General features: G+C 71.4%; 16 protein-coding genes. 4 read left to right on the top strand and 12 right to left on the bottom strand.

Annotated elements, in window-relative coordinates; all coding sequences use genetic code 11:
• The first annotated feature begins 44 nt into the window (after positions 1-44).
• Positions 45-641 carry a hypothetical protein gene (locus tag NQZ70_RS09815; RefSeq protein WP_272828128.1) on the top strand — a complete coding sequence of 199 codons (597 nt, stop codon included), beginning with the start codon at positions 45-47 and terminating at the stop codon, positions 639-641.
• A 31-nt stretch (positions 642-672) separates the two neighbouring features.
• Here the strand turns inward: NQZ70_RS09815 and NQZ70_RS09810 are convergent, their stop codons facing one another.
• Positions 673-1074: a hypothetical protein gene (locus NQZ70_RS09810; protein WP_129573984.1), complete on the bottom strand. Its 402-nt coding sequence runs from the start codon at positions 1072-1074 to the stop codon at positions 673-675.
• Between the two features lie 113 nt (positions 1075-1187).
• Positions 1188-2621, bottom strand: a complete 1434-nt coding sequence (locus NQZ70_RS09805) for an MATE family efflux transporter (protein WP_237245185.1) — start codon at positions 2619-2621, stop codon at positions 1188-1190.
• Positions 2622-2976: 355 nt separating this feature from the next.
• On the opposite strand from NQZ70_RS09805, the gene NQZ70_RS09800 reads away from it, so the two are divergent.
• On the top strand, positions 2977-4461 hold the full coding sequence (locus NQZ70_RS09800; protein ID WP_129573983.1) for a carboxypeptidase regulatory-like domain-containing protein: 1485 nt from the start codon (positions 2977-2979) through the stop codon (positions 4459-4461).
• A 536-nt stretch (positions 4462-4997) separates the two neighbouring features.
• Here the strand turns inward: NQZ70_RS09800 and NQZ70_RS09795 are convergent.
• Positions 4998-5369, bottom strand: a complete 372-nt coding sequence (locus NQZ70_RS09795; protein ID WP_237245184.1) for a hypothetical protein — start codon at positions 5367-5369, stop codon at positions 4998-5000.
• Here NQZ70_RS09795 and NQZ70_RS09790 point away from each other — a divergent pair.
• Positions 5359-6264 carry a glycoside hydrolase family 5 protein gene (locus NQZ70_RS09790; protein ID WP_237245183.1) on the top strand — a complete coding sequence of 302 codons (906 nt, stop codon included), beginning with the start codon at positions 5359-5361 and terminating at the stop codon, positions 6262-6264. The two genes, NQZ70_RS09795 and NQZ70_RS09790, sit on opposite strands and share 11 nt — an antisense overlap.
• Positions 6265-6448: 184 nt before the next feature.
• Here the strand turns inward: NQZ70_RS09790 and NQZ70_RS09785 are convergent, their stop codons facing one another.
• The 9 genes from NQZ70_RS09785 to NQZ70_RS09745 all read right to left on the bottom strand — a co-directional run bounded on the left by NQZ70_RS09785 (position 6449) and on the right by NQZ70_RS09745 (position 15136).
• Complete coding sequence (locus NQZ70_RS09785; protein ID WP_129573982.1) at positions 6449-6634, bottom strand: hypothetical protein; 186 nt, start codon at positions 6632-6634, stop codon at positions 6449-6451.
• A gap of 234 nt (positions 6635-6868) precedes the next feature.
• Positions 6869-8551, bottom strand: coding sequence for an AMP-binding protein (locus NQZ70_RS09780; protein WP_129573981.1), 1683 nt, complete (start codon positions 8549-8551; stop codon positions 6869-6871).
• Positions 8548-9492, bottom strand: a complete 945-nt coding sequence (locus NQZ70_RS09775) for a cyclopropane-fatty-acyl-phospholipid synthase family protein (protein ID WP_129573980.1) — start codon at positions 9490-9492, stop codon at positions 8548-8550. The genes NQZ70_RS09780 and NQZ70_RS09775 overlap by 4 nt, the downstream gene beginning before the upstream one ends.
• Positions 9489-9815, bottom strand: a complete 327-nt coding sequence (locus NQZ70_RS09770) for an acyl carrier protein (protein ID WP_129573979.1) — start codon at positions 9813-9815, stop codon at positions 9489-9491. Before NQZ70_RS09770 ends, NQZ70_RS09775 begins: the two co-directional genes overlap by 4 nt.
• 206 nt (positions 9816-10021) lie before the next feature.
• Complete coding sequence (locus NQZ70_RS09765) at positions 10022-11020, bottom strand: hypothetical protein (protein WP_129573978.1); 999 nt, start codon at positions 11018-11020, stop codon at positions 10022-10024.
• 127 nt (positions 11021-11147) lie between these two features.
• The gene (locus tag NQZ70_RS09760) at positions 11148-12194 is read right to left on the bottom strand and encodes a hypothetical protein (RefSeq protein WP_129573977.1); all 1047 of its coding nucleotides are present in this window, start codon (positions 12192-12194) and stop codon (positions 11148-11150) included.
• Positions 12187-13035 carry a bifunctional 2-polyprenyl-6-hydroxyphenol methylase/3-demethylubiquinol 3-O-methyltransferase UbiG gene (locus tag NQZ70_RS09755; protein ID WP_129573976.1) on the bottom strand — a complete coding sequence of 283 codons (849 nt, stop codon included), beginning with the start codon at positions 13033-13035 and terminating at the stop codon, positions 12187-12189. Before NQZ70_RS09755 ends, NQZ70_RS09760 begins: the two co-directional genes overlap by 8 nt.
• A 10-nt stretch (positions 13036-13045) precedes the next feature.
• A complete protein-coding gene (locus NQZ70_RS09750) occupies positions 13046-13810 on the bottom strand; it encodes a bifunctional 2-polyprenyl-6-hydroxyphenol methylase/3-demethylubiquinol 3-O-methyltransferase UbiG (RefSeq protein ID WP_237245182.1) in 765 nt (254 codons plus the stop codon).
• 336 nt (positions 13811-14146) lie between these two features.
• On the bottom strand, positions 14147-15136 hold the full coding sequence (locus tag NQZ70_RS09745; RefSeq protein ID WP_129573975.1) for a transaldolase: 990 nt from the start codon (positions 15134-15136) through the stop codon (positions 14147-14149).
• 114 nt (positions 15137-15250) lie between these two features.
• Between NQZ70_RS09745 and NQZ70_RS09740 the strand changes: the two genes are divergently transcribed.
• The gene (locus NQZ70_RS09740; protein WP_129573974.1) at positions 15251-17224 is read left to right on the top strand and encodes a MutS family DNA mismatch repair protein; all 1974 of its coding nucleotides are present in this window, start codon (positions 15251-15253) and stop codon (positions 17222-17224) included.
• Positions 17225-17238: the final 14 nt, after the last annotated feature.

Genomic DNA, 17238 nt, shown 5'->3' with positions numbered 1-17238 from the left:
GTGTGCGTAACCTCGCAAGATCCCTAAACATTTCTGAAACAGAGATGCTCGTCTGGCTCGCGGAGAACGCGCCCGCGGCGGACGTCCGGCACCCGGCGGACTTCCTCCCCGCGGAGATCGCGGAGCGCGCGCAGGAGGCGCTCGCCCGGTCGCCGGAGCCCCCGCCGGCGCAGGAGCCGGTCGAGCGCCGCTGCGCGGACTGCATGAAGCTCCCCGCGAAGGCGGGGATCCGCGCGGTGGAGATCGGGACCGACGCAGTTTGCGACATGTGCGGCAGCTCTGCGAACAAGCGGGCGGCGCTCGCGATGATCGAGGCGTTCCGCGCGCGGGGGCTCCGGCGGCTGCTCGTGGTCGGCGGGGGGCCGGGCACGGCCGAGGACCTGCGGCGGCTGCTCGCGGGCGAGGTCGACATCCGCATCGTGGACGGCGAAGGGCACCGCAACGCGGCGAAGGCCGACGCCGATCTCCGATGGGCCGACGTCGTCGCGGTCTGGAGCTCGACCATCCTCTCGCACAAGGTCTCGAAGCTCTACACCGATCGGCGCGACGCGTTCGGCGACAAGCTCGTCACCGTGCCGAGGCGCGGCGTGGCCGCGCTCTGCATGGCGGTGATCGAGAAGGTGGGTTTGACAACAGGATAGTCGCCTTTTCCCACCTCCCCGCCGGCGCCCGTTATCCCGCGCCTGCTTCGCCGGTCGCGCCCTCGTCGGGCCAGCTGCTCTTGTGCTCGGCGCTCGACTCTGGAGTCAGCGGCTTGCTCCCGTCGAACACGCCGGGGATCGCCTCGTTGCTCGACCCGCCCCCGCGCGGCGTATCCACCCCCGGCGACGCGTCGCCCTCCTCGACGTCCTGGCCGTGCGCCGCCTGCTCGCGCGCGCCCGCGGCGCCCTCACGCCCCTCTGGCGTCGCCGCGGGCTCCGCCGGCGCTCCTTTCGTGGGCTCCGCCGGCGCTCCTTTCTGCCCCGCTGCGCTCGGATCGCCCACGGTCCCCTCCGAGAGGCCGCCGTAGCCGGGCGGGCTCGCGGCGGGGCGCTCGGGCCCTCGTCCTTGTATCGTGCGCTCGTCTTGAGCCATGGAGTGTCTCCTTTGCGACGAGGTGCAGCAATGGACATGCCACCTTCGACGTGGAGACGGGCGGGGCGTGGACGGAGAGCGGCGGGGCGTGGATCGCGCGGATCGACCGGCGCTCACGCCGGACGGCTGCTGAGCCGCATGCGGCGGAGGGTGCGCCGCGCGTGGGGCACCCAGCCACGGAAGTGCCAGCGCGCGGACATCGCGAGCCCGCGGACCCACTCGTCGGCGGCGTAAGCCACCCAGACGCCGGCGAGCCCCCAGCCTAGGTGGACGCCGAGCAACCACGACAGGCCGACGGCCACGGCGAACATCGAGAAGACGCCGAACCCGACCGGAAAGCGCGCGTCGCCGGCGGCGCGAAGGCCGTTGATCACGACAAGATTGAGCGTGCGGCCCGGCTCGACCAGGAGGGTGAGCCAGAGCAGCTTGGAGCCGGTGGCGATCACCTCCGGATCGCTCGTGAACAGGCCGAGCAGGCGGGGGCCGAGCAGCGCTGTGGCGAGCACCAGGGCCACGCACACGGCGAACCCGACCGCCAGGCCGCCGCGCACCTGGCGATCGGCGCCGTGCAGCTCGCCCGCGCCGATGTGGTGCCCGACCACGATCTCGGTCCCGAAGCCGATCGCCATGCCGAACAGGAGCAGGAAGTGCACGATCTGCATCGTGTACGTATGCGTGGTGAGCGCCGTCTGCCCCATGTCGGCGACCATGGCGAGGATCATCATGAAGCTGATGCGATAGACCACGTTCTCGCCCGCCCCCGGCAGGCCGATGTGCAGCACCTCGCGGAGCTGCTCGCGGCGAATGCGCCAGAAGTCCTCGAAGGTCGGGCGGATGCCGAGGCGCGCGATCCACAGCTGCCGGTGCATCCAGAAGGAGCACGCGCGCGCGATCACCGCGGCGATCGCGAGCCCGTTCATGCCGAGCCCCGGCCACGCGCCGACACCGAACATGAGCGGCAGGCTGAGCGAGAGCTGCACGACGTACATGACGACGATGAGGCGCAGCGTGTCCCGGCCGTAGGTGTGGGCGCGCAGCACCGAGCCCATCGAGAAATTCATCGCGTCGAACGCCAGCATCACGCCGACCGCCATCAGGTAAGGCTGCGCGATCGGGAACAGGGACGGCGGCAGGCGCATCAGCTCGAGCAGGGGCCTCGCGCCGAGCGCGATGACCGCGCAGCTGGCGAGGCCGAGCCACAGGCTGGCCGCGAGCGACGCCCGCGCGACCTTCTCCGCGGCGGCGCGGTCGCGCGCGCCGAGGCACTGAGTGACCACCACGCTCGCGCCGACGCTGACGAAGCGAAAGGTGATCATGAAGGTCAACATGATCTGGTTGGAGAGCCCGTACGCCGCGGCGGCCTCGTCGGACAGGCGGCTGACCAGCCAGACGCCGAACACCCCGACGAGCATGTGCAAGAGGTGCTCGCTGAAGATGGGCCAGGTGATCTCGAGCAGGCGGGGGCGAGGAAGAGACGGAGCAGGAATGACTGATTGCAAGGCGCCGCATCCTACTCTGCCGGGCCGCCTCTCGCCATGTCGGAACACGGCTGGGCGAGCGCCGGCCGCCGCGCAGTCGAGCGCCGGCCGCGCCGCCGACGAGGCGGTCGCCGCGCGATCGCGCGGCGCTGTGGTCCGCGCGAAGGCGGCTGGGTCCGCTGTCGCCTGTCTCCTCACGGTCCGCTCGGGTCGCACCGGCCGAGCGCCGCGGGAGCCGCCGGGCGCTGCGTCGCGGCGCTCTCGCGGCGACGTAAGCGCGAGAGGAGGAGATCGAGGGGAGACGGCGAGACGGGTCGTCGCTCTCTCCTTGCTGGGTTATCCCTTCCCGGCTCCCCCTCGCCTCGATTACCCTCGGAATGAGCGGAGCAGGGCGCCCTCGCCCCGCCGCGCCCGGAGGGTTCGAATGGTGAGATTGCGTAGCATCGCCGGAGGGCTCCTGGCCGCGGCGGCCGCGGCGCCGGCCGTGACGGCCGGGTGCGCTTGCGGCGATCCGAGCGGGGCGAGCGCGAGCGCCTCCGGCGCCGGCGGCGGCGGGGGCGCGGACCAGGGCGCAGGGAGCGGCCTCGGGGGCGACCCGTTCCCGGCGGGGAGCGGCGTGTCCATCGTCGGGAGCGGCGGGTGCGAGGGGCTCGAGTGCCAGAAGATCGCCTGTCCGGGCGGCGGCAAGACGACGGTGAGCGGCACCGTGTACGCGCCCGCGGGCGAACTCCCGCTGTACAATGTCATCGTTTACGTCCCGAACAGGGAGCTTGATCCGATCGCCGACGGGGCGAGCTGCGAGCCGTGCAACGTGGCGCTCTCCGGAGACCCCATCGCGCTCGCGCTGACGGACACGGACGGGCGGTTCGTGCTGGAGGACGTGCCGGTCGGCGAGGACATCCCGCTCGTCGTCCAGCTCGGCAAATGGCGGCGCCGGATCACGCTGCCGAAGGTCGAGGCGTGCGTCGACAACCCCATCGCGGACGGGGAGGTCCGGCTGCCGCGCAACAAGTCGGAGGGCCATCTCCCGAAGATCGCGCTGACGACCGGCGGCGCGGACGTGCTGGAGTGCCTGCTCTACAAGATGGGTATCGACGCGTCGGAGTTCACGCCGGAGGCGGGCGACGGGCGGGTGAACCTGTTCGTCGGGCGCGCCATCGAGGGGGACAGCGCGACGAGCCGGTACCGCGACGGGCTGAACCACGGGGCGGCCCTCTCCCCTGCGCGGGAGTTCTGGGGCTCGCTCGACAACCTGCAGCAATACGACATGGTGATCCTGTCGTGCGAGGGGTCGGCGTTCCTGGCCGACAAGCCCGAGGCGGCGCGGCGGGCGATGTTCGACTACGCGTCGGCGGGAGGTCGCGTGTTCGCGTCGCACTGGCACAACACCTGGCTGCGGCTCGGGCCGGAGCGGTTCCCCGAGACCGCGACCTGGGACGAGGGCAGCGACCCCGACGACGGGCTCCCCGTGCTGGTGGACACCACGTTCCCGAAGGGCGCGGCGCTCCGCGACTGGCTCGTCCGCGTGGGGGCGTCGACCGTGCCGGGGCGGATCGAGATCGACGATCCGCAGCACTGGGTCGACTCGGTGAACGAGGAGATCGCGACGCGGTGGCTCTACAACGACGCCGACCCGGCCTTCGACGCGCGGGCGGGGGTCAAGTACTTCACGTTCAACACGCCGATCGGCTCCCCGGAAGAACAGCAGTGCGGCCGGTTCGTGTACACGGACATCCACGTGGCGGCGACCGACGTGGCCGGGGCGCCGTTCCCGAGCGGGTGCGAGGACCGCGACGGGGAGATCCATGAGCTGACGGCCCAGGAGAAGGCGCTGCTCTTCATGCTGTTCGACCTGTCGGCGTGCATCACGCCGGACGACGAGCCGCCGCCGGTGCCTGTCCCGAGGTAACCCGAGGTGACGGAGCGCTCGCCGTCGCGGCGAGGAGCTCAGTGGCCAACGTGGGCACCGGTCGGCGGGTGGACCAGGACGGCACAGAGGGCCACGACAGGCGCGCTCGAGGCTTGACATCCCGGGCGCGGTCGTCATCGCTTTCACGAGCGCGATTGACGCTATGCGCATGGATGGGCGGTTGACCAGGGTGGTCGCCCGACCACCGACGAGCGCGCGGTAGCCTGCGCAGATCCTCGAGGGAAAAGCGAGGGAAAGACGGCTCGCGCAGGCCACGGACGCACGGCGACACCGCCCGATTCGCGGGTCCAGCGGACTGGCATGCATCTTGCGGAATTTTTAGTTGCCTGCACACCACGGCTCGGGCACATCGACGCCCGAGATGGCCCCGCCTCACACCTCCCCGGTGGCTGACGGCCGCTCGCCCACGAGCGCTTCGCTCGGCAGCATGGTATCATGGCCTACATGCCAAGGCTTAATTTTCTCGATTAACTTTTACCGCGTAGAGGGCTTGCCACCGGCGCTGAGCTGCCCTTTTAATGCCGCGCCATACGGTTACTTCCCTTGGAGGACATGATGAAGAGCGTTTCATTTCGCGGTGTGCTTGGCAGGTCGAAGTGGTCATTCGGCCTCGCGGCGGTCGCCCTGCAAGCAGCCGTGCTGATCGGCTGCGGCGACGCGTCGACGGATGATGGCGTGGGCGGCGCCGGCGGCGCCGGCGGCGGCGGCGGGGGGACGACGACGGGGACCACGTCGACCTCGGCCAGCTCGACGACCTCGGTCAGCTCGACGACCTCGGTCAGCTCGACGACCTCGGTCAGCTCGACGACCTCGGTCAGCTCCACCACGACGGGGCCCGGGACGACCTCGTCGTCGACGACGAGCACGGGCACCGGGATGGTGCCCACGGACGGAACGCCGGTCGAGCGCCACGGCGTGCTCCGGGTCAAGGACGGCAACATCGTCGGTGAGCACGGGGCCCCGGTCCAGCTCAAAGGCATGAGCCTGTTCTGGAGCCAGTGGAGCAACTACTACAACGGGAACGTCGTCAACTCGATCGCCGACAACTGGAAGGCGACCGTCGTCCGCGCGGCGATGGGCATCGAGAACGAAGGCGGCTACCTCGAAGACGCGGGCGGCCAGAAGGCCAAGGCGAAGGCCATCGCCGACGCGGCGATCGGGAAGGGCATCTACGTGATCCTCGACTGGCACGATCACAACGCGAACAACCACCTCGATCAGGCGAGGAGCTACTTCCGCGAGGTGGCGCAGACCTACAAGAACGTGCCCAACGTGATCTTCGAGGTCTTCAACGAGCCGCTCAACACGCACAACTGGCAGACCGTGAAGTCGTACGCCGAGGCGGTGATCGGCGAGATCCGCGGCCAGGGCGCGAACAACCTCGTCATCGTCGGCTCGCCGAACTGGTCGCAGGACGCGGACATCGCCGCGGACAACCGCATCAACGACCCCAACGTGGCGTACACCCTGCACTTCTACGCCGCGACGCACAAGAACGCGCTGCGCGAGAAGGCCCAGCGCGCGATGGACAAGGGCCTGGCGCTGTTCGTGACCGAGTGGGGGACGTGCGACGCCAGCGGCGACGGCGCGCTCGATCTCGGCGAGTCGGGGACCTGGCTCAACTTCCTCGACGCGCACAACATCAGCTGGGCCAACTGGTCGCTGGGCGACAAGGCCGAGGCGTGCTCCGCGCTGAAGCCCAGGGCGAACACCATGGGCAACTGGACCGACAACGACCTCACCGAGTCGGGCAAGTGGGTGAAGGCGAAGATCGCGGAGTGATCCGCGGCCCCGGGCGCTCGCCCCGGGGTCATTCGCTGGTTCGCGCCGTGCAATGGTGCAATGGAAGCGACCAAGAGCGCTGCAGCGCGGACGAGGCTCACCAGGAGACGGAGCGCATCGCTTTGCCCTGACCCTCAGCGAGCGGGGAGCGCGCGCCCGCCGAGCGCGCGTCTCCCCGCATCGCTCACGCGCGCTTCGGCGCCTTCTCCGAGGACAGGGGCCGCCCCGCACAGAAAGGGCACTGGTCGTCCGAGCTCCAGTCGTCGTCCTCGAGGCCGAGCGCCCGGAGCTGCTCGAGCTCCCACGCGCGCGCCTCGGGCGAAAGCGGGGCAGGACAGGTCGATGAGTGTTCTCTCGGGCGACGCAACATGGACGGTCCCGTTCGGTTGTGCTCCGGAGAGCGGCTCCGGGATCTAACGCGCGCAGCGCTGCAGCGCCCGCGAAATCGGCCGCGCCGCGACGCGTCTGTCCATCGTTGAGGCGAACGGAAAAGGCCTCTGGAGGAGGGTGAAACAGCAAACCGGCAGTTCGACCCGGAAGCGCGGATGCGCGCTGCCGGCGCATCCCGAGCCCGACCGTAGGCCCCCACGGGGGCCGGCGCCCTTCAGCGAAGCCCCCCCGCGCGCAGCCGCTCGGCGACCTCGCGGCGCCGCAGCTTGCCGCTCGTCGTCTTGGGCAGCTCGCCCGGCGGGAGCAGGACGACCTGGTCGACCGTGACCCCGTTCGCCCGCAGCGTCTCGCGCACGCGCTCCGTGAGGCCGGCGTGCTCGGAGGCCTCGGCGCGCGTCTCGGCGACCACGTAGACGGCCTCGGTCTGCCGCTCCTCGAGGAAGAGCCCCACCGCGACCACGCACCCGGCCCGGATGCCGTCGACCCGGGACGCGATCTCCTCGATCACCGCGGGGATCATCGTGTGACCGCCCTTGATGATCACCTCCTTCTTCCTGCCGGTGACGAACAGCGTCCCGCGATCGAGGAACCCGAGATCCCCCGTGCGCAGCCAGCCGTCGACGAGCGCCTCGGCGGTCGCCTCGGGCTCGTCGAAATACCCCTCCATCACGGTCTCCGAGCGCACCTCGATCTCCCCCACGGTGCGCTCCGGGACGGGGCTGCGCCCGGCGTCCACGACGCGGATCTCCGTGCGCGGGATCGGCCTGCCGACGCCGACGAGCTCCAGCGACAGAGGCCCCGGCGCGGCCTCCTCGACGCGGCCCTCGCGCTCGAGCAGGCCGCGATCCACCGTGATCACGCGCGGCTCGGCGAGCAGATCGGGGAAGGTCACGGCGACCGTGGCCTCGGCGAGGCCGTACACCGGGAAGAACGCCTCGAGGCGGAAGCCGCAGGGCGCGAACGCCTCGGCGAAGCGGCGGAGCAAGGCGGGGGAGATCGGCTCGGCGCCGACCATCGCGCACCGCCACGCGCCGAGGTCGAGCCCCGCCTCGACGGCGCGGCGGGCGAGCCCGACGCAGATGGCGTAGGCGCTCGGCGGCCCGAGCGAGATGACGCCCCGGATGCGCGACATCTCCGCGAGCCACGAGAACGGCCGCGTCCGGAACTCGAGCGGCGAGAGCATGTGCACGGGGAAGTCGTTGAAGAGCGGGAAGAGCAGCCCGCCGACGAGCCCCATGTCGTGGTGGAGCGGCAGCCACGACACGCCCCCCGCGCCCTCGCCGCGCACCGGGAGCCGCTGGCTCATCGCGTCGAGGTGCAGCATGAGCCGCTCGTGCGGGATGACCACGCCGCGCGGGTGCCCGGTGCTGCCGCTCGTGAGCTGGATGAGCGCGGGGCCGGGCGCGCGCTCCGGATCGGGCAGCGAGGCGTCGAGCGGCGCGTCGAGCAGCGGCTCGGCGGCGAGCTGCGTGAGGCCGTCCGCGCCGCCCTCGCCCTGCGCGAAGCCGAGCAGCGCCGACGAGACCACGAGCGCGCGCGCGCCGACCCGGGCGGCCGTCCGCCGGAGCTCGCCGAGGAACGCCGCCACGTCCGTGAGCCGGTACGGCACCCCGACCTGGATCGGCACCGCGCCGAGCACCCAGACGCCGAAGAGGCACGGCACCGCCACCTCGACGTCCGTCACGAGCAAGAGCACGCGGTCGCCCGGGCGCACCCCCGCCGCGATGAGCCCGGACGCCGCCGCGCGCGCGCGGCGCCAGTACTCCGCCCACGTCCAGCCGACGAACTCGCCTTGCTGCTTGTGGTAGAAGCCGAACCGATCCGGCGTGGCCTCGGCCCGCGCCCGGAGCAGGCCCGCGACCGTCCGCGCGGCGACTCCACCATTCACGGCGCTCACGGCGCGCGCCTCGGCTCGGGCGAGGGCGCGACGCCGAGGCGCTCGCGGCCGCCGCCCTTCGTCGCCACGATCATGTACTCGAGCGCGGTGCGGCGCGCGAACGAGAGCCGGCCCACGGTCATGTACGTCTGGAGCAGCCGCGAGAAGCCGGGCGCGCGCGCGTCGATCCGGGCGCGGTTCGCGCGCACGTTGTCGATCCACCGGGCGACCGTGTGCACGTACGAGCTCGTGAGGTCCTCGACGCGCCGGACATCGAGGCCGGCCTGCTCGATCATCCCGAGCTCCTCGGCGAGCGAGATCAGGCGGCAGTAGCCGAGCGCCTGGACGAAGATGTACTGCGTGGCGGAGCTCTCCCGGTCGCCGCGGGCGCGCGCCGGGAAATAGCAGTCGGAGATGAGCAGCCTGCCGCCCGGGCGCAGCGCGGCGGCGACCTTCTGGTGGATCCGCTCGCGGTTGTGCATGTGCACGATGCTGCCCACGAAGAGCACCGCGTCGAGCGACTCGGGCTCGAGGTCGACGTCCTCGATATGGGCGAGGTCGATGCGGACCCGCGAGGCGACGCCCGCCCGGTCGGCGCGGCGGAGCGCCTCCTGCCGCTGCTTGTCGCTCAGCGTGACGCCCCGGAAGCTCCCGCCGGTGCGCTCGGCGAGGTAGATGAGGTTCGAGCCCCAGCCGCACCCCACGTCGAGGACGCGCTCGCCGGGGTGGATGTCGAGCTCGCGGCGGACCCAGTCGTACTTGCGCTCCTGCGCCGCCTCGAGGCTCTCCCCGGGATCGAGGAAGATGCCCGTCGCATAGGCGAGGCGGCTGTCGAGGACCATGGAGAAGATCTCCGGGTCGTTCTGGTAATGGGCGGCGACCTCCCGCCGCTCGTGCTCCCGCTGCTCCTCGGGCGTCCGGCCGGCGGCCTCGCGCTCGGCGCGCGTGCGCGGGGAGATCACGACGCCCCTCCCCGGCCGCCCCGCGCCGCGAGCTGCGCCTCGACGAAGGCGATCACGTCGCCGACCGTGCTGATCTGCGCCTGATCCGGCGCCGCGAAATCGGGCGCCACGATCTGGAATCGCTCCTCCAATGCGACGTTGACCTCGATGAGCGCCAGCGAATCCACGCCGAGGCCGTTCTCGAGCGACAGATCGGGAGTCACGGCATCGACGCTCATCCCACATCGCTCTGCAATGATGGTGCGGACCTCGCGGGCGATCTCCGGATCTCCCCCGCTCGCCGCCTGCGGCTGCTTCTCCAGCGCCGCTTCGCTCTTCTTCATCGCGCTCTCCAGTCCAGGGTTGGGCGCGCGCGACCTTCAACGCGCCGGCGCGAGTGGACCTCCATGCCAGCGCCGGTCACGGCCAGACTGGGCCGTACCATGATCGCCATTCGCCGTCCATGACCGGACGAGCGCGCTCGCCCGCTCGGGCGTGGCGCGCGGCTCAGGGCGCCGGCGGACGCGCCCGCGGAGCCGGCGCGAGCGGCTCAATCGCCGAAATCGCCGAGATCGCCGCCGCCGTCGTCGAGCCCGCCGCCGTCATCGCCCCACGGATCGCCGTCGTCCAGCCCATCGCCGTCGTCCAGCCCATCGCCCTCGTCGCCGCGATCGGCGTCGTTCAAGAGATCGGGATTCGCCGCGGCCTCCTGCGCGGTGCCGAGCGGCATGCCCGCCGGGCTCACGAAGAGCACGTGGGGAGGCGAGAGCATGTGCATGAACGAGGAGATGAGCATCACGTCCAGCATCACGCTGAGCGGGCTCGGAGGGTAATAGACCATGAACGGGTCGTAGCCCGGGTGCGTGGGGCTGGCCGGCTGCGGCCCGGCGGCCGCGCCGTCGCCCGAGGGCGCGTGCACGACGCGCGCCTCGGCGTGGCGCTGCTCCACGCGCGCCTCCGGCATCGACGCCTTGAGGGCGCCCTCGAGGCGCCCGACGAACGACTCGAACTGCAGCCGCGCCGTCTCGAACAGCGCCGGGTCCTTCGCGAGGGGCTCGACGCGGCGGCGGTAGTCCTCCGCGGGCTCGCCGGCGCGCGGCTCGAGATCGCGCAGGCGCCCGCCGACGGACACGATCCCCGCCGGCTCGTCCTCGGCGTGCTCGGTGCGGGCGCGCGCCTCGATCACGAGGTGCAGCCCCGCCTCCTCGTGCTCGGCGGCGAACTTGAGCTCGGTGAAGCCGCGCCCGAACACGGCCGAATGCTCGGCCAGCGCGAGGACGAGATCGGGGAGATCGTCCGGCTTCCCGTCGGTGTCCTGGAAGATGACGGTGTCGTCGATGACCAGCGAGAGCGCGTTGCCCACCCCGAGCTGGACGAGCGCCCGCCGCACCTGGTCGACCACGGCGGTGGCCTCCAGCTCGACGCGCATGCGATCCGTGTCGAGGTCCAGCGTGGCGCCGAAGCCGCGCTTCAGCTTCTCCCAGAGCGTGGGGTCGCGCTGGATGATGCTGCCCTTGAGCGATACGTGGATCTGTCCGATGAGCCGCATGCGCGCTCCTTAGCACCGGAGCGCCGCCGGAGGGCGGCCGACGCGGGCGCGGCGCCGAGGCGCCGGCCGGGCGCGCTTCGCCGAGGCCGCCCCGCGCCGGGGCGCCCCTGGCCGCTCGCGCGCGGGGCTAGCCGAACGTGAACCGCTGCGCGACGCGCTTGTACGCCTGCTCCACGACGCGGCGCGCGTGGTGGATGGCATTGGAGTGAGGGAACTGCAGCGACGGCGGCTCGCTCTCGTCGGTCTCCGGCGACGCGTCCGCGAGCCGGCGCGCGAGGGCGCCGACGGTGTCGACCTCGAAATCCCTCGAGTTCTCCTCGAGGAAGCGGCAGAGCCCGCGGAGCCGCTCCACGTTGAGCCGGTTCGGGTAGCCGCGGCGCGCCTCCGCCGAGTCGAGGAAGTAAAACTCGAACGAGTGGGTCACCAGCGTGACCTCCTTGACCCCGAGGGCGCGATAGCGGAGAAGGCAATGCTTGATCTCGTCGAGCGTCACCGCCGTGATCTGGAGGTGCCTGAAGCGCTTCGTCGGCTCGATGAAGTTCGTGACCGGCAGCTCGTACACCCCCTTCTCGGGCGTCTCGAAGAGGCCGAGCCGCGCGCCGGGATACTGCATCTTGCAGTTCTTGTTGAAGTAGCAGGGGTTGTAGTTGCTGCTCAGCACGAGCCCCGCCAGCTTCATCGCCCGCCAGGTGTCGTTGTTCGCGCCGAAGTTGCCGGCGCGGTAGCCGAGCAGCTCGCCCGCCGGGACGCCCGCGCGCACGAGCAGGTCGCGCCCCTCGAGGAGCAGCCGCGCCTGCTCCTCGACCGGGTAGTCGGCGATGTCGTCCGAGACGCGGGCCTCGCCGCGCGTGTGCCAGTCCGCGCGCCGCTGCACCGGGTGCACGTGCAGCTGCACGTCGTGGCCCCGGCTGTGCAGCGCCTGGCACACGTTCGTGAGGCCGTCCATCCCGAAGCTGTACGAGCCGATCGCCTCGACGAAGAACGTCCCGCGCTGGCCGTGCGCCTCGAGCTCGCGCATGATGAGCTCGATGCCGAGCGGCTCGCGCTGGTTGACGAAGCGGCCCCAGATGCGGAGGTCGTAGCCCATCGCGGGAGATTTGCTGTCGCCCGTGATGCGCTCTTCGGCGCACTCCACGTCCACGGTAATGTATACCCGCGTCCTGCCGTCAGCCATCGCCTGCTCCTCCCTCACCGCGCTTCTGAAGAACCATCGTGATCGTCGGGGACACGAAGCCCACGTGCATCCCCAGCGGGCCGAGCACCCGGTTCGCCGCGGAGAAGGCGAGGAGCCGCGGCCCGGACATGCCCATCTTGGCCTTCAAATCGACGATCAGCCGCCCCCGATCCTGCTGCGAGATGTCCGCATAATCGCCGAACCCGCGCCGGAGCTGCCAGGGAAATACGCTGTAGACCGACGGGCCCGGAAACAAGGGGTGCAGCGGGCGAGGCACGTAGTTCATCAGCGGGCGGCGGCTGTGGAGCTCGATCGGCCAGAGGCGGTTGCTCGTGCCCAGGATCACGATGAACCCCCACGACCCGAGCACCCGGTCGATCTCGCGCTGGACGGCGGGCAGGCGCTCGGGCGGGACGTACTCGAGCACGCTGTTGCAGGAGACGAGCTCGAACTCCTCGTCCGCGAACGGAAGCGAGGTCGTGTCGGGGACGTGAAGGACGCGCACCTTGTCGGACATCCCGTGGCGCTCGACGTTCAGCTGGGTCAGCTCGACGTACGTGGGGTCGACGTCGATCGCCGTCACGTCGGCGCCCAGCGTCGCGAGGACGATCGCCGTCCCGCCCAGGTGGCAGCCGAACTCGAGCACCTTCTTGCCGCGGACCGACGTGAAGAGGTCGTCGTAGGCGTGGCGGCTGTGCCGCCACTCCCAGGCGACATAGCCCCCCACGAAGACGTCGTCCGGATCCCAGCCGTGGCGCTGGGCGCACTCGCGGAAGCGGCGGTCGGCGTCTGCGTCCCGGACAGCTGGCGGCGATGTGACGTTCGGGCTGGGTTCGCTCATCGGGAAGGGCTCAAGCGTCAGGCGTGCCCCCGGACGGCATGGGCGCCCTGTAGATGGCGAACAGGTAGGGGGAAAACCAGGGGTTCGTCTCGCCAGGGATCACCCGGCTGGCGAGCGCCCGGAGCGGCGCGACGAGCTTCCAGACGACACGCCGCGCCAAGAGCGGCGCCTCGTCGTCCAGCCAGAAATCGAAGTGGCCGCCCGTGTAACGGGCCTGGACGATCTCGGCGCCGTTGCGGCGGGCGGCGGCCTCGAGGAACGGAAGGTTCATGATGCGGGTGTTGTGGCCGTTCAGGTTCTTGCGATCGAGCAGCCAGTGGAGCGCCTTCTGCCCGCCGGCGAAGTTCGGCATGGCCACGACCACGGTGCCTCCCGGCTTCACCAGCTCGAAGTGCCGATCCACCACCGACCCTGCGTCATCGAAGTGCTCGATGAACCCGAAGGAAGCTACGATATCGAATTTTTCCTCGGGCTTCCAGGAGAAGAAGTCCCCCTTCTCGATCTTGCCGACGTTGACGCCGCGCTTCGTGAGCTCCCGCTCGACGACGGATGGGTCGCAGGCGTAGTCGAGGCCGTGGGCGGTGAAGCCGAGGCGCCCGCAGAAGTCGGCGAGGATGCGGCCCGGCGCACACCCGATCTCGAGGAACGACAAACCCTCTCCGCGCGGCAGGAAGGGAGCGATGTCGTCGTAGAGCTCGCACCCGCCGCCCATGTCCTCGGCGTCGGCGTTGAGCTTCCAATGGTTCTCCCAGTACTCCTGTGACGTGAGCTTCAACGTCGCCTCCTCGTTGCCATGACCGAAGGGGCGGCTCCACGGCGGGCCTCCCCGGAGGATCGCCTTCGACCCGCCACACCGCGGCTGGTCGCGCTGCTCAGGCCGGTCAGCCTGGTCAGCGTCGTCAGCATCGTCGGCGTCGTCAGCATCGTCGTATGCGATCCGTGTGCCATTCAGCGGCACGAATCCTAGAAGACGCGAAGGCCCGCACGCAAGCCGGCCCTCCGGCTTCGCCCTGCGCCTCCGGCCGTCGGGGGGCCGGCGTCGCGGCGCGCGGGGCGCCGAGGCGTTTTTCCCCGGCGTTCTGCCCCGCGGGCCGCGCCCGCGCCGCCGGGGCTAGGAGGCCGCCACCTTCTGCAGGCGCTCGCGGAGCAGGACCTCGAGCTGGGCGAGCGCCTTCGCGAAGCCGTCGATCCCCTCGCTGAGCTTGTCGCTCGCCATCCGGTCGGCGCTGTGCATCGCGCGGAACGTCGCCTCATCCATCGTGATCTTCTCGATGTGCATGGCGCGCGCCGCGTCCGGATCGAGCTTCCTCGGCAGCTCGCCGCGCGCGGCGGCGAGCTCGGCGAGCAGCTTCGGCGAGATGGTCAGGAGATCGCAGCCGGCGAGCTCCTTGATCTCGTCGATGTTGCGGAAGCTCGCGCCCATCACCTCGGTCTTGTAGCCGTGCTTCTTGTAGTAGTTGTAGATCTTCGTGACCGAGACGACGCCGGGGTCCTCGGCGGGCGCGTAGCTCGCGCGGCCCGTGTCCTTCAGGTACCAGTCGAGGATGCGGCCGACGAACGGCGAGATGAGCGTCACGCCCGCCTCGGCGCACGCGATCGCCTGGTGCAGCCCGAAGAGCAGCGTGAGGTTGCAGTGGATGCCCTCCTTCTCGAGGACCTCCGCCGCGCGGATGCCCTCCCACGTCGAGGCGATCTTGATGAGGACGCGCTCGCGCGAGACGCCGGCCTCCTCGTAGAGGCGGATGATGCTCCGGCCCTTCTCGATGGTCGCCTGGGTGTCGTAGGAGAGGCGCGCGTCGACCTCGGTCGAGACGCGGCCGGGGATGATCTTCAGGATGCGCAAGCCGAAATCGACGGCGAGCCGGTCGAACGCGAGGCTCACGGCGTCGCCCGGCTCCTTGCTCCGGCCCGCCTCCTTCTGGGCCCACGCGAGCGCGCCGCTCACGATGTCGGTGTACTCGGGCATCTGGGCGGCCGCGGTGATGAGCGACGGGTTCGTCGTCGCGTCTTGCGGGCGGAATTTCTCGATCGAGTTGATGTCGCCGGTGTCGGCGACCACGACGGTGTACGCCTTGAGGCGCTCCAGCAGGTTCTGGTCCATGGCGCCATTGTACGAGCAGCCAGCCAGGACGCTTCAACGCTTTCGCGGCCTTCGTGCGAAGGGCCTCCGCTGCCGCTGGATGCACGGCCCGCGGTGGCCTATGGACAGCGCCCCGTGGAGCCGCCCCCCAACGCCGTCGCGCAGCCGCCCCCCGACGCCGTCGCGCAGCGCGTCCTGTCCGCCTACGACGAGCGCCTGGCCGTCCTGCGCGCCGAGGCCGGCGCGCTCGATCGCCGGTCGAGGACGTTCTCGCTCCTGCGCGGGGTCTCGTTCGTGGCCGCGGCCGTGGCCGGGGGGTACGCGCTCTTCGGCGACGTGCCGCGGTGGGTCGCGTACGCCGCCGGCGCGGTGACCGCGGTGTTCCTCGGGCTGCTCGTGGCGCACGCGCGCCTCGTCACCCGGATGACGGAGGTCGACCAGCGCATCGGCCTCTACGTGCGCGGCAAGCGGCGCGTCGCCGGCGACTTCGCCGACTTCCCCGAGCGGGGCGAGCGCTTCGCCGCGCCCGACCACGACTACGCGGGCGATCTCGACGTGTTCGGGCAGGCGTCGCTGTTCCAGCTGCTCGACGTGGCCCAGACGGGCGAGGGCGAGGCCACGCTCGCGGCCTGGCTCAACGAGCCCTCCCCGGCGCCCGCCGTGGCGGCGCGGCAGGAGGCGGTGCGCGAGCTCGCCGGCCTCGGCGCGTTCCGGGAGGATCTCGCCGTGGTGGGCCTGCAGGCGGGGGCGCGCGGCCGCGAGGCAGGGCCGCTCATCGCATGGGCCGAGGCGCCCCCGGCGCTGCTCGGCGCCGAGGCGCGCGCCGGCGGCCTGCCGGCGAGCGCGCTGCTGACCGCGGCGAAGGTGCTCGTGCCGCTGACGCTCGCGCTGCTCGCGGCGCCGCAGATCGTCCCGGGAGAGCAGCTCGGGCTGCTCCGCCACGCGTGGCTCCTGCCGTTCGCGGCCCAGCTCCTCGTGCTGCTCCTCCTGCGGCCCGCGATCGAGCCGATCCTCGCCGCCGCCTCGTCGCGCGAGGCGCCGTTCGCGCGGTACCGGCCGCTCCTCGCGCGCATCGAGCAGCAGGCGTTCTCGTCGGCGCTGCTGAACGAGCTCAAGGCCGAGCTCGCCGGCCCCTCGGGCGCGCTCGCCTCGCGCGAGATGACGGCGCTCGAGACCCGGGTGGGCTACTCGGACCTGCGCCACAGCGGGCTCATCCACATCATCGCCGACCTCTTCCTGCTCTGGGACGTGTGGTGCGCGCTCGCCCTGGAGCGGTGGAAGCTGCGCGCGGGCCGGCACGTGAAGGCGTGGATGCGGACGCTCGGGCACGTCGAGGCGCTCGCGAGCCTCGCGACGTTCGCGCACGAGAACCCCGACTATGCCTACCCCGAGGTGAGCGTGGGGGAGCCGCGCTTCGCGGCGACGGGGCTCGGCCACCCGCTCTTGCCGCGCGGCCGCCGGGTGACGAACGACGTGTCGCTGGAGGGCGCGGGCGCCGCGCTGCTCGTGACGGGCTCGAACATGTCGGGCAAGAGCACGCTGCTGCGCGCGATCGGGGTGAACGCCGTGCTCGCCCTCGCGGGCGCGCCGGTCTGCGCGTCGTCGCTGTCGCTGTCGCCGGTCCGCGTCCGGACGAGCATGCGGATCAAGGACTCGCTCGAGCAGGGCGTCTCGCATTTCTACGCCGAGCTGACCCGCCTGAAGCGCGTCGTCGACGGCGCGGACCGCGGCGAGCCGGTGCTGTTCCTGCTCGACGAGATCCTCCACGGCACGAACGCGCGGGAGCGCCAGATCGGGGCCAGGGCGGTGGTGAGGCACCTCGTCGAGCGGGGGGCCATCGGCGCGGTGTCGTCCCACGACATGGGGCTCTCCGTGCTGGAGCAAGAGACCGCGGGCCGCGTGCGCAACATGCACTTCGAGGAGCTCGTGGTCGATGATCGGATGACCTTCGACTACACGCTGAAGCCCGGCGTCGTGACGAGCGCGAACGCGCTGCGGCTCATGAAGATCGTGGGGATCGACCTCGACTTCTCGGAGGGCGGGAGCGCGCCGGCCGCGGCCGCGTCGCCGCCGCCTCCCGCGTCGGAGAGAGCGGCGGCGCCGGAATGAGCGCGACGCGCCGC

Origin of the sequence: Sorangium sp. So ce836 (genome assembly GCF_028553905.1) — a bacterium.
GTDB lineage: Bacteria > Myxococcota_A > Polyangia > Polyangiales > Polyangiaceae > Sorangium > Sorangium cellulosum_D.
Note: the sequence above shows the minus strand (reverse complement) of the source record. Positions and strands in the feature narration are given on the sequence as shown.

What these genes read in the sequence shown, in the direction of transcription:
- NQZ70_RS09765 (WP_129573978.1), bottom strand. Translation starts at nt 11,020, where the DNA reads ATGCGGCTCATCGGACAGATCCACGTATCGCTCAAGGGCAGCATCATC.
- NQZ70_RS09785 (WP_129573982.1), bottom strand. Translation starts at nt 6,634, where the DNA reads ATGTTGCGTCGCCCGAGAGAACACTCATCGACCTGTCCTGCCCCGCTT.
- NQZ70_RS09810 (WP_129573984.1), bottom strand. Translation starts at nt 1,074, where the DNA reads ATGGCTCAAGACGAGCGCACGATACAAGGACGAGGGCCCGAGCGCCCC.
- NQZ70_RS09770 (WP_129573979.1), bottom strand. Translation starts at nt 9,815, where the DNA reads ATGAAGAAGAGCGAAGCGGCGCTGGAGAAGCAGCCGCAGGCGGCGAGC.
- NQZ70_RS09815 (WP_272828128.1), top strand. Translation starts at nt 45, where the DNA reads ATGCTCGTCTGGCTCGCGGAGAACGCGCCCGCGGCGGACGTCCGGCAC.
- NQZ70_RS09790 (WP_237245183.1), top strand. Translation starts at nt 5,359, where the DNA reads ATGGTGCCCACGGACGGAACGCCGGTCGAGCGCCACGGCGTGCTCCGG.
- NQZ70_RS09760 (WP_129573977.1), bottom strand. Translation starts at nt 12,194, where the DNA reads ATGGCTGACGGCAGGACGCGGGTATACATTACCGTGGACGTGGAGTGC.
- NQZ70_RS09800 (WP_129573983.1), top strand. Translation starts at nt 2,977, where the DNA reads ATGGTGAGATTGCGTAGCATCGCCGGAGGGCTCCTGGCCGCGGCGGCC.
- NQZ70_RS09755 (WP_129573976.1), bottom strand. Translation starts at nt 13,035, where the DNA reads ATGAGCGAACCCAGCCCGAACGTCACATCGCCGCCAGCTGTCCGGGAC.
- NQZ70_RS09745 (WP_129573975.1), bottom strand. Translation starts at nt 15,136, where the DNA reads ATGGACCAGAACCTGCTGGAGCGCCTCAAGGCGTACACCGTCGTGGTC.